Source organism: Clostridium sp. (genome assembly GCF_021443865.1).
In the GTDB taxonomy this organism is placed as follows: domain Bacteria; phylum Bacillota; class Clostridia; order Clostridiales; family Clostridiaceae; genus Clostridium.
On record NZ_JABUTB010000045.1, the window covers coordinates 17,806 to 29,399 of the forward strand.

12 protein-coding genes are annotated in these 11,594 nt (G+C 27.7%); 11 read left to right on the plus strand and 1 reads right to left on the minus strand.

Annotation, left to right across the window (positions count from 1 at the left end):
* Positions 1-244 precede the first annotated feature (244 nt).
* The 11 genes from rbsK (at position 245) to HUJ77_RS09210 (ending at position 9,861) form a co-directional block, all read left to right on the plus strand.
* Entirely contained in the window at positions 245-1,174 is a 930-nt protein-coding gene (rbsK, locus tag HUJ77_RS09160; RefSeq protein WP_291708281.1) for a ribokinase, read from the plus strand.
* A gap of 5 nt (positions 1,175-1,179) precedes the next feature.
* Positions 1,180-1,575 (plus strand): D-ribose pyranase, encoded by a 396-nt coding sequence (gene rbsD, locus HUJ77_RS09165; RefSeq protein WP_291708282.1) that lies wholly within the window; start codon positions 1,180-1,182, stop codon positions 1,573-1,575.
* Positions 1,576-1,592: 17 nt separating this feature from the next.
* The gene (locus HUJ77_RS09170) at positions 1,593-3,098 is read left to right on the plus strand and encodes a sugar ABC transporter ATP-binding protein (protein ID WP_291708283.1); all 1,506 of its coding nucleotides are present in this window, start codon (positions 1,593-1,595) and stop codon (positions 3,096-3,098) included.
* Between the two features lie 16 nt (positions 3,099-3,114).
* Entirely contained in the window at positions 3,115-4,050 is a 936-nt protein-coding gene (locus tag HUJ77_RS09175) for a ribose ABC transporter permease (RefSeq protein ID WP_291708284.1), read from the plus strand.
* Positions 4,051-4,070: 20 nt separating this feature from the next.
* Entirely contained in the window at positions 4,071-4,976 is a 906-nt protein-coding gene (rbsB, locus tag HUJ77_RS09180; RefSeq protein ID WP_291708285.1) for a ribose ABC transporter substrate-binding protein RbsB, read from the plus strand.
* Between the two features lie 80 nt (positions 4,977-5,056).
* Complete coding sequence (locus HUJ77_RS09185) at positions 5,057-6,055, plus strand: LacI family DNA-binding transcriptional regulator (protein ID WP_291708286.1); 999 nt, start codon at positions 5,057-5,059, stop codon at positions 6,053-6,055.
* Positions 6,056-6,285: 230 nt separating this feature from the next.
* Positions 6,286-6,711 (plus strand): hypothetical protein, encoded by a 426-nt coding sequence (locus HUJ77_RS09190; protein ID WP_291708287.1) that lies wholly within the window; start codon positions 6,286-6,288, stop codon positions 6,709-6,711.
* 238 nt (positions 6,712-6,949) lie between these two features.
* Positions 6,950-8,698 carry a DNA helicase RecQ gene (gene recQ, locus HUJ77_RS09195; RefSeq protein ID WP_291708317.1) on the plus strand — a complete coding sequence of 583 codons (1,749 nt, stop codon included), beginning with the start codon at positions 6,950-6,952 and terminating at the stop codon, positions 8,696-8,698.
* Between the two features lie 37 nt (positions 8,699-8,735).
* Complete coding sequence (locus tag HUJ77_RS09200; protein ID WP_291708288.1) at positions 8,736-8,990, plus strand: TfoX/Sxy family protein; 255 nt, start codon at positions 8,736-8,738, stop codon at positions 8,988-8,990.
* A 142-nt stretch (positions 8,991-9,132) separates the two neighbouring features.
* A complete protein-coding gene (locus HUJ77_RS09205; protein WP_291708289.1) occupies positions 9,133-9,405 on the plus strand; it encodes a DUF6483 family protein in 273 nt (90 codons plus the stop codon).
* A gap of 129 nt (positions 9,406-9,534) precedes the next feature.
* Positions 9,535-9,861 (plus strand): hypothetical protein, encoded by a 327-nt coding sequence (locus tag HUJ77_RS09210; protein WP_291708290.1) that lies wholly within the window; start codon positions 9,535-9,537, stop codon positions 9,859-9,861.
* Positions 9,862-9,994: 133 nt separating this feature from the next.
* Here the strand turns inward: HUJ77_RS09210 and HUJ77_RS09215 are convergent, their stop codons facing one another.
* Positions 9,995-11,155, minus strand: a complete 1,161-nt coding sequence (locus HUJ77_RS09215; protein ID WP_291708291.1) for an MFS transporter — start codon at positions 11,153-11,155, stop codon at positions 9,995-9,997.
* Positions 11,156-11,594: the final 439 nt, after the last annotated feature.

Consider the following 11,594-nt stretch of genomic DNA (forward strand, 5'->3'; position numbering starts at 1 on the left):
GCAGGACTTGAACCTACGACCTTCGGGTTATGAGCCCGACGAGCTGCCAACTGCTCCATCCCGCGATATTGAATTTCTATAAATAAAGTATACTCTTATCTAATTATAAAGTAAAGGAATAAGAATAAAAAAAATCAGAATTTTTTTAAAAAAGTACTTGATAATCGTTTACAGATGATTTATTATATAGTAAAGCGATTCAGTAAAACGTTTTACTATATAATATGTATTTAGGAGAGAGATTATGAATAAGATATGTGTACTTGGAAGCATTAATATGGATTTAGTTTTAAAGGTTAAAGATATACCTCAAGTAGGTGAAACTATTTTATCAAAATCTTTTGAAAAGATATCAGGGGGAAAGGGTGCTAATCAAGCAGTAGCTGCTAAGAGAAGTGGTTCTGAAGTAATAATGATATCTAAGATAGGAAAAGACGATAATGGATATATACTTAAAGGCAAGTTAAAAGAAGATGATATAAATGTGAACTTTATTTATGAGGATGAAAATGAAGCAACTGGAATGGCAATGATAATGGTTAATGACAATGGAAATAATTCAATAATAGTTGTTCCAGGATCAAATATGACAATAAATGAAGAAGAAATTAATAAATCAGAAAAAGCATTAAAGGAAAGTGATATATTAATTTCTCAATTTGAAACACCAGAAGAAATTACTTTAAAAGCATTTAAAAAGGCAAAGGACCTTGGAAAGATAACAATATTAAATCCAGCACCAGCTAAAAAAATAAATGATGCCCTTTTAAAAGTCACAGATATTATAGTTCCAAATGAAACAGAGGCAGAACTTTTAACTGGTATAAAGGTAGAAAATTTAGATGATGCAAATAAGGCAGCAAAAGTTTTCTTAAACAAGGGAGTTAAATTTGTAATTATAACTTTAGGTTCAAGAGGAGCAGCAGTAATAGGAGAAGATTTTAGGGAAGTAGTTCCTGCATTTAAAGTAAATGCAATAGATACAACAGCAGCAGGAGATAGCTTTATAGGTGGATTAAGTTCAAAGTTAGATGTAAATAATCTAAATAAAGAAAATCTTATAAAGGCAGTAACTTTTGGAAATAAGGTATCATCAATAGCAGTTCAAAGAAAGGGTGCACAACCATCAATACCATATTTAAAAGAGGTAGAAGAGGTTTATGGAGAGGAGTAAGACTAATGAGAAAAACATCATTATTAAATAGTAGTTTAAGTTCAGTTATTTCAAAAATGGGACATACTGATATGTTAGCAATTGGAGATTGTGGATTACCAATTCCAAAGGAAACAGAAAGAATAGATTTAGCTTTAATAAATGGTATACCAACATTTATGCAAACTTTAAAAGTAACATTAGAAGAATTACAAATAGAAGAAGTAATCTTAGCAAAAGAAACAGAAGATGTAAGCCCAAAACTTTTTGAAGAAATAAAAGAAATTATAGGAGATGTAAAAATAACATTTGTATCTCATGAAGAATTAAAAAGAAGTTTAAAGGAATGTAAGGCAGTAGTTAGAACTGGTGAGCAAACACCTTATGCAAATATTATATTAAAATCAGGAGTTGTATTTTAGTTAAGGAGGGTATTTAAATGAATACAAAAATACCAATGCTAAGAATGGAGGGAGTATCAAAAATATTCCCAGGGGTTAAAGCCCTAGATAATGTGGATATAACAGCTTATGGAGGAGAAGTTACAGCTTTAATGGGTGAAAATGGAGCTGGTAAATCTACTCTAATGAAGATATTAAGTGGAGTATATCAAAAGGATACAGGAAAAATATTTATAGATGGACAAGAGGCACATATAAAAGGAATAAAATCTGCAGAAGAATACGGTGTTACTATTATCCATCAAGAAATGAGTGTTTTAAATAACCTAACAGTTGCAGAAAATATATTTCTAGGAAATGAAAAGTATAGTAAGGTTACAGGGAAAATTAATAAAAAAGAACTTATTGAAAGAAGTAAATTATTTTTAAATCAAATTGGTTCTAATATAAATCCCAATATGCTTGTTTCTGATTTAAATCTTGGAGAAAAGCAAATGGTAGAAATAGCAAAAGCATTAACTAAGAATGCACGAGTAATAATAATGGATGAACCTACAACTGCTTTAACAGAAGTAGAAACTAAGAGTTTATTTAAAGTAATTGATAATTTAAAGAAAAAAGGAATTGCAATAATTTATATATCTCATAGAATGGAAGAAATATTCTCAATATGTGACAGGGTAGAAGTTCTTAGAGATGGAAAATATGCAGGAAATGCTTTAGTTAAAGGCATTGATAATGATAAATTAATTTCAATGATGGTTGGAAGAAAAATAGAAGATCAATTCCCTTACAGAGAAGTAAAGGTTGGAAAAGAAATTTTAGAAGTAGAAAAATTAAATTCAAATGTTGGAATAAAAGACATAAGTTTTAATGTTAAAGAAGGAGAAATCCTAGGAATAGCTGGACTTATGGGTTCTGGAAGAACAGAAGTTGCAAAAACAATATTTGGAGAATATAAGAAAACTTCAGGAACAATAAAAATTAAGGGCAAGGAAATACATATAAAAAATATTCAAGAAGCAATAAATAATGGTATTTGTTATTTATCAGAGGATAGAAAAAAAGAGGGGTGTATTCTTGGGCTTTCTGTAGCTGAAAATATGATTTTATCTAATTTAAAGAAATATGAAGGTAAATCCATGGCTATAGATAAAAATAAAGCTATAAAGGATATTGATTATTACATAGAGAAAATTAAGATAAAAACACCAAATAGAGAGCAAATAATGAAGAATTTAAGTGGTGGTAATCAACAAAAGGTAATACTTGCAAAATGGCTTATGCTATCACCAGAAGTATTAATAATTGATGAACCTACTAGAGGAATTGATGTAGGAGCAAAGAAAGAAATATATGAATTATTAAATGAGCTTAAAGCATCTGGAAAAGCGATTATAATGATATCTTCAGATTTGCCAGAAGTTCTTGGAATAAGTGATAGAATTCTTGTTATGAGCGAAGGAAGAATATCAGGAGAATTAAAAAGAGAAGAAGCATCACAAGAAAACATAATGAAATTAGCTGTTGGAATGAATAAATAGTTTGGAGGATATAGTTATGAATAATATAAAAGAAATTGCATCTAAATATAAATCACTTATAGGATTAGTGCTACTATGTTTGATAATTACATTTGTTACACCAGCATTTTTAACATTATCAAATATTACAAATGTTTTTACACAAGTTTCAGTTAATGCAATAATTGCAGTTGGTATGACTTTTGTTATCTTAACTGGTGGAATAGACTTATCAGTGGGTTCAACATTAGCAATTAGTGGAGCATTATCAGCATCAATAATTAAATCAACAGGTAGTGTTACATTAGCAATAATTGTTGCAGCATTAGTTGGTATAGCAATTGGTTTAGTAAATGGACTTTTAATATCAAAGGGTAAGTTACAAGCATTTATAGCTACACTTGCTACAATGACAGTATTTAGAGGAGCTACTTTAGTATTTACAAATGGAACTCCTATATCAAAGTTACCAGAAAAATTCGTTAATATAGGTAATGGAAAATTAGGCTTTATACCAATTCCAGTTATCATTACTGTAATCGTTTCTGTAATAGCAATATATGTTTTATCACAAACAAGATTTGGTAGATATTTATATGCTTTAGGTGGAAATGAAGATTCAGCTAGATTATCAGGTATAAATACAAATAAAATTAAAACTTTAGTATATGTAGTTTCTGGTTTTGCATCATCAATTGCAGGGGTAATTATAACTAGTAGAATAGCATCAGCTTCACCAAACGCAGGGACAAGCTTTGAATTAGATGCAATAGCAGCAGTTGTTATTGGAGGTACATCTCTTGCAGGTGGAGAAGGTAAAATAACAGGAACTTTAATAGGTGCTCTTATTATAGGAGTATTAAATAATGGACTAAATTTAATGAACGTATCCCCATTCTATCAATCTATAGTAAAGGGCTTAGTTATATTAATAGCAGTATTATTAGATAAAAAGAGCAGAAAGAAAGCATAATTGAAATAGGAGGAAATAACATGAAAGGTATAAAAAAGATATTAGCATTTTCTCTAATAACTATAATTTCAATGAGTTTCTTTATGGGATGCTCAAAGAGGAATGATGAGAAAAAAGTTGGAATAGTTTTATCAACCTTAAATAATCCTTTCTTTGTTAATATGAAAGAGGGAGCAGAAAAAGAAGCAGAAAAGTTAGGCTTTGAATTAATAGTTTTAGATTCACAAAATGATCCAGCAAAGGAAAGATCAAATGTGGAAGATTTAATACAGCTTGGTGTAGTAGCTTTATTAATAAATCCAACAGATAGTGATGCTGTTGTTAAATCAGTAGAAGTTGCAAATAAAGCAAATATACCTGTAATAACTTTAGATAGACAATCAAATGGTGGAGAAGTTACAAGTCATATAGCTTCAGATAATATAAAGGGTGGAGCTATGGCAGCAGAATTTGTTTTAGAAAAGCTTGGAACTGAAGCCAATATAAATGTAGTTGAACTTCAAGGAATACCAGGGGCATCAGCAACAAGAGATAGAGGAGCAGGTTTTCATAGTGTTTTAGATGATAAATCAAATGTAAAATTTGTTTCAAGTCAAGCAGCAGATTTTGATAGGCAAAAAGGTTTATCAGTAATGGAAAATATATTACAAGGTAATTCAGATGTACAAGTAGTATTTGCACATAATGATGAAATGGCTTTAGGAGCAGCAAAAGCAATTGGTACAAGTAATGTTAAAGCAATGGTTATTGGATTTGATGGAAATGATGATGCTTTAGATGCAGTAGAAAAAGGAGAAATGATTGCAACAGTTGCACAACAGCCAGACTTAATTGGAGCACTAGGAGTAGAATTAGCATTAAAAATATATAACAATGAAGAAGTAGAGAAAGAAATAGCAGCAGATTTAAAAATTGTAAGCAAATAAAGTTAGAAATAAAATAATAAGAAAAAAATGAGAAGTTGTGATACAATTCTTATGTAACACTGTAATAAGGAGTAGAATTTATGAGAAAAATAACCCTTCAAGATATAGCAGAATATGCAAATGTATCTAGAACCACAGCTTCAATGGTATTAAATGATAAGAAAATAAATGTTTCAAAAGAAACAAGAAGTAGAATTTTAGAAGCAGCAAAAGAATTAAATTACATACCAAACTCTTTAGCAAGAAGTTTAAGTACAAAAAAAAGTTATACTATAGGATTTATTGTTCCAGACATAGAAAATCCTTTCTTTGCAGAAATGGCAAAAGCTATTGAAACAGAGGCAGAAAAACAAGGATATAGTTTAATATTGTGCAATACATTTAATAGTAGTAAAAAAGAAGAGGAGTATGTAAGATTATTAATAAGTAAGCTAGTAGATGGAGTAATAATTGTAGCAAATGGCAAGAAGAATAATGCTATGAATCTATTAAAATCTAATGGAGTTCCTTTTGTTATAGTAGATAGGCATATTGAAGAAGAAAAAGATATAAATGGTGTTTTTTGCGATAATGAAGAAGGAATAGGCTTAGGTATAGATTATTTAATTAAAAAAGGATATAAAAACATAGCCTTTGTAGGTACAACTCAAAATGAAGTAAGCTTGAATTCGAGAATTAGATTTTTTGAAAAGATATCAAAGGAACGTAATATTTTCAATGAATCTTTATTAGAAGAAGATGAAATCTCATTACAGGGTGGAATAAAGGCTACAGAAAGACTTATAAATAAAAATAAAAATATTGATGCAATATTTTATAGTAGTGATGTAATGGCAATAGGAGGCATAAAATCCTTAATTAGAAAAGGATTAAAAATACCAGAGGATATAGGTATATTAGGCTATGATAATATAGGAATATGTGATTATATTGAACCAGAATTAACTACAATTGCACAACCTATTTATAACATGGGTAAGGAAGCTTTTAATTTATTGATAAATGTTATAAATGATAGTCAAGAAGAAAATATTATACTACTAAAACCATATTTAGTAGAAAGAAAAACGGTAAAATAATAATTTAGTTAAGATATGAATAAGTAAAATTTATAGATAAATAAAATGAAACAGATATCTATGTAAATCTAGATATCTGTTTTATTATTTCTTAAAATATATAAATTAATTACACTGGAAGTATTTTGATGTGCAAGAAAAATATATTTTTTTTATTTCCAAAATACAATTTAAAAATTTTGAATATTGTGATAAATTATAGGTAGAGATTAAAGTAGGGGGAGACAGAAATGGACAGTATTATATATAATATAGTTTTAGATTACCTAAATAAAAGAGTTACTAGTGATCTTAAAGATGAATTTATAAATGCATCAGTTCACTTTAATATAAATAATGATATCTATAATAAATACTCATCTGTAGAAATAGAATATATGTTAAGCAAAATATCTGACAATATTGTTATTGATTATGTTGAACTATGTTCTGTATGTGGATATGTATTATACAGATTAATAGAAAATAATGAATTAAATAATGAGGACAGAATAGAAGCTCTTCAAATAGTATTAGAAATAAGTAATGATATAAGTAACTATTTAAGAGGAGCAATTGAAGTAGAGGAATTATATGAAAGATTATTACAAGTAACCCAAAAGCTTGGCTTAACTGAAGTAGAAAGTAAAAAGCTTATTGATATTTTAGATCAATAGATATGTAAAGGTTAACTTCTTTTGTATAATAACAATGGCAGTAAATATTTAAATATATTTACTGCCATTGTTATTATTTTTATAATGTATACCAGAAATTATTAAGAGGTTTAAAAATAATAAATTAAACATATTGTACCGACATTTAATAAAATAATTATATCATTACTGGTTTAGTATGTAAGAAATATGGTAAAATCTTAAGAAGAAAGGAGTGATTAACATTTTAAATAAAGCAATGGAAATTTTACAAAAATATTATGGATATAGCTCCTTTAAGGAAGGTCAGCAGGAAATAATAAGTAATATTTTAAATGGAGTGGATAGCCTTTGTATTATGCCAACAGGCGGAGGAAAATCCCTTTGTTATCAAATTCCAGCATTGATTTTTAATGGAATAACCTTAGTTGTCTCTCCTTTAATATCTTTAATGAAGGATCAAGTAGATTCTATTAATGACATTGGAATAAGTGCTGCTTATATAAATAGCACACAAAGCCTAGATGAAATTAAAGAAATATTAAATAATTGCTATGAAGGAAAGATTAAGCTTTTATATATAGCTCCTGAAAGGTTAGAAAGTGAATATTTTAATAAGATGCTTAGAAAGCTTTGTATAAGTCAAGTAGCTGTAGATGAAGCACATTGTGTTTCTATGTGGGGGCATGATTTTAGAAAGAGCTATAGATATATTTCACCTTTTATAAATAGTTTAAGAGTAAGACCTGTTGTAACAGCTTTTACAGCAACAGCAACACAGGAAGTTAGAGATGATATTTTAAATTTACTTGGACTAATTAAGCCCTATACATATTTAGGTAGTTTTGATAGAGAGAATTTAGATATTTCTATTCATAAGGAAGAAGATAAGGCTGAATTTGTAAAAGATTATATAAGAGAGCATGAAGATGAAAGTGGAATAATATATTGTGCCACTAGAAAAGAAGTGGATGCCCTTTATTATTTTTTACAAGAAAGAGGATTATCTATAGCAAAATACCATGGTGGACTTAAAGACGAAGAAAAGAATTATTATCAAGATGAGTTTTTAAAAGATAATTATAATGTAATGATAGCCACAAATGCCTTTGGAATGGGAATAGATAAATCTAATGTAAGATACATAATACACTTTACTTTGTGTAAGAATATAGAAAGCTACTATCAAGAAATAGGTAGAGGGGGAAGAGATGGGGAAAAAACAGAATGCCATCTTTTATATAATAGAGAGGATATAAGAACCTTAGAATATTTAATTTATACTACAGCTGGTAGCAATAGAAAAGAAATTGAAATTAAAAAGTTACAAGGTATGATTGATTTTTGTGAATATGATAAGTGTTATAGAAGTTACATATTAGAATACTTTGGAGATAAAAATGTAAAGCCTTATTGTAATAATTGCAGTAACTGCTTAAATAATGAGGAACTTAGAGATTTTACAACAGAAGCTCAAATGATATTATCCTGTGTATATAGAAGCAGGGAAAGGTATGGAACTTCAGTATTAATAGATATACTTAGAGGATTTACAGGACCTAAGATAATTCAAAATAATTTAAATAAGTTAACAACCTTTGGAATTATGAAAGATTATAGCAGTAAATTTATAAGAGATTTAATTAAAACCTTAATAGATTTAGGATATGTAAGTTTAAAAGAAGGAACTTATTCTATGTTAAAGTTAAATTCTAGGTCAATGAGAGTATTAAAATCTAAAGAAAAAGTAATATGCAAGCTTAGTGAAGATACTGAAGAAAAGATAGTTAATAAAGAATTATTTAATAAATTAAGAATATGGAGAAAAGACAAGGCAAACTCTCAAGGTATAAAGCCATATATTATATTTTCAGATTCAACTCTTATGGAACTTGCCAATAAAGCTCCACAAACAAAGGAAGAGCTACTTAGCATAAGAGGAATGGGAGAAAAGAAATATGAAAAATATGGAGAAGAAATTCTTGAATTAATAAGGGAAAAAGTATAATATACTATTAAATGGTAAAATATGAGAGGTAAGAATATTGAGAGAATTATCTAAGATTATTAATATAGGAGATTTTGTTGAAAAACAATTAAATGAAGTAGGTATATCAACTTATGAAGAATTAAAAGAAGCTGGAGCAAAAGATGTATGGCTTAGAATAAAGTCAATTGATGATTCAGCTTGTATCCATAGATTATATGCCTTAGAAGGAGCCATTAGAGGAATAAAGAAAAATCAATTACCTGAAGAAATTAAAAATGAATTAAAGGACTTTTATAATAAAAACAAATAATAAAATTTTATTGTAATTTAATTTTATTGATAGTTATGGTGTTTTTTATAAATAATTTAAAGAAATAGGCTATACTTTTAATCTAAAATATGTTAAAAATAATCGGTGGATAATATTTTCAGTGTGAAAAGAGGAAGATAATATGTTAGTGGTTAATTTAGAAGATACAGGGTCATCAGAAATACTTAGAATTATTTTGAAAAGCCTTATTACTAAGAAAGAATATAATAAAGCTGAAAATGTTCTTTTTGAAGAAATAGAAAAAAATAAGTCAGAAGCAAATTATAAAGTAGCACTTGACTTTTATGAAGAATTATTAGAAAAAAGTAATGAAGATTTATTAGAAAATAACTTTTCTAAGGAAGAAGTATTACAAGGATTAAAAGATTTAAAAACATTATTTAATAATAATTAGAAGTATGAATATGAAAGTTTAATATGGTCTTATGAACTTAAAATATTTATAGATAAATAAAAAGATAAATTAGTTATTAAATAAGAAGCATAGATATAACAATAATAAGGGTAAATTTGGGTGAGAATTATGAATAATAGTACAGCTAATAACTACAAAGTTGAATTCAATGATGAAAATTATATAGGAGAAATAAAAAAATATATTAATATAAGTAGTCGTAAAAAGAAGATAAGTATATATTCTTTGGTAATATCTATAATATTATTGGCTTTATTACTTATGCCTTCAATTAATATAAATAAAATAACAAATATTATTGAAATATTATTAATTGGTAGTATTATTATATTTATTTTTAATTTTGCTAATTATTTGTCCTATAGATCTGTAATTAAATTAATGGAGAAGAATGTAATTTGTAGAGGAAATAATAATTATTATACAATAGAATAATGGTTAGAAGTTTTATGCAATTAATAAATAAAGAAGAGCTTAGTGATAGTAACACTAAGCTCTTCTTAAGTTGCTTATTTTTGCATATTAAGATTATTAAATCTTATTTTAAAACATTATAATAATTTTAAAGCTATGATTTACATACCTTGTTAATTCTTTCTGTGGATACAAGTATAAGGAGCATTAAAATTAGCAGTAAATATGGAAGGATTTCAAATCCAACAAATTTTGAGATTGCTCCAAATAAAGGTGGCATAAAAGTAGTTCCAACATAAGCAGAAGCCATTTGTATTCCTATTATTCCTTGAGATAGCTCTTTTCCAAATCTATTAGGAGTATCATGAATGTTTGCAGGGAAAATAGGTGCAAATCCAAGACCTATCAATATTAAACCTATTAGCTGTATATTACTTGAGTAAGTAATACTTAATAATATTCCTCCAGGGATACATATAGCTAGTCCAGCTCTAATCATTTGCTTATTATTTAATTTAATAGATACAAATCCAGCTAAGAATCTTCCAATAGTTATACCTAGATAATATAATGATACCCATTTTGCAGCTTTTTCAACAGAGAAACCATTAATTATAACTAAATAGGAACTAACCCATAAGCCTGTAGTTAATTCTGCTGAACAATAGAAAAAGAAAGATAAAAGGGCAGCCTTAACTCCAGGAACTTTAATTAAACTTGATATTTTAGTGGATTCATTAGTAGTAGTATTTTCAGACCTATTACTTTCGAACTTTTTCCATAATGGTAGTGACAAAAATAAGCAGATAACTAGTACTACTTGCATACTACCTATAGTTGCATAACCAAGTCTCCAACCATTATCTTTTAATAAAAATATAGACATTATTAAAGGCCCAGCTGTTGCACCTAGGCCCCAAAATGAGTGAAGCCAATTCATGTGAATAGCTTTATAATGTAGAGCTACAAAGTTATTTAAAGCAGAATCTACAGAGCCAGCACCAATACCTAAAGGTATTGCAAGGAAGCATATCCATATAAAGCTAGGTGAAAGATATACACCTAATAATCCTATAGCAGTTAAAAGTACACTAAAGGCTGTAACTTTACCAGTACCAAGTCTTCGTATTATTTTTTCACTAAATAAGCTTGAGGCAATAGTCCCACAGGATATAATTATGGTAATAATTCCTGCATAAGATACAGGAACATTCAAATCTTGATGAATCATTGGCCAAGCTGATCCGAGTATTGCATCAGGTAGACCTAAACTAATAAAAGATATATAAATTATTATTAGTAGTAAGGTTAGCATCGTTTTCCTCCTTCATATGTAAAAATATAAAATTTATAGGTTATTATTAATCCGATAATACTAATTATATTACAATAAAGAAATATATAATATAAAAATTAATACATTTAAAATGCATTAATTTTTACATCCTTTATTAATTAATGCATTTTAAAAAATATTTTCAATTAATAGTTATACATAATAGAACAAATTGTAATGTAGTGAATATATTATAGTATATTACTAAGGAGGTAATTTGTATGTGTTTTGGATGTAATAATGGATGTAACAGATGTAATAATTGGAATGGATGGAATGGATGGAACAATTGGGGAGGCTGTAATAATTGGAATGGCTTCAACAATTGGGGAGGCTGTAACAATTGGAACGGATGTAATAGATGTAGAAGAAACTGCAATTGTGGGTTTAATAACTTCAATGGTTGGTTTTTGTTTTA

What these genes read in the sequence shown, in the direction of transcription:
- rbsK (WP_291708281.1), top strand. Translation starts at nt 245, where the DNA reads ATGAATAAGATATGTGTACTTGGAAGCATTAATATGGATTTAGTTTTA.
- rbsD (WP_291708282.1), top strand. Translation starts at nt 1,180, where the DNA reads ATGAGAAAAACATCATTATTAAATAGTAGTTTAAGTTCAGTTATTTCA.
- HUJ77_RS09170 (WP_291708283.1), top strand. Translation starts at nt 1,593, where the DNA reads ATGAATACAAAAATACCAATGCTAAGAATGGAGGGAGTATCAAAAATA.
- HUJ77_RS09175 (WP_291708284.1), top strand. Translation starts at nt 3,115, where the DNA reads ATGAATAATATAAAAGAAATTGCATCTAAATATAAATCACTTATAGGA.
- rbsB (WP_291708285.1), top strand. Translation starts at nt 4,071, where the DNA reads ATGAAAGGTATAAAAAAGATATTAGCATTTTCTCTAATAACTATAATT.
- HUJ77_RS09185 (WP_291708286.1), top strand. Translation starts at nt 5,057, where the DNA reads ATGAGAAAAATAACCCTTCAAGATATAGCAGAATATGCAAATGTATCT.
- HUJ77_RS09190 (WP_291708287.1), top strand. Translation starts at nt 6,286, where the DNA reads ATGGACAGTATTATATATAATATAGTTTTAGATTACCTAAATAAAAGA.
- recQ (WP_291708317.1), top strand. Translation starts at nt 6,950, where the DNA reads ATGGAAATTTTACAAAAATATTATGGATATAGCTCCTTTAAGGAAGGT.
- HUJ77_RS09205 (WP_291708289.1), top strand. Translation starts at nt 9,133, where the DNA reads ATGTTAGTGGTTAATTTAGAAGATACAGGGTCATCAGAAATACTTAGA.
- HUJ77_RS09210 (WP_291708290.1), top strand. Translation starts at nt 9,535, where the DNA reads ATGAATAATAGTACAGCTAATAACTACAAAGTTGAATTCAATGATGAA.
- HUJ77_RS09215 (WP_291708291.1), bottom strand. Translation starts at nt 11,155, where the DNA reads ATGCTAACCTTACTACTAATAATAATTTATATATCTTTTATTAGTTTA.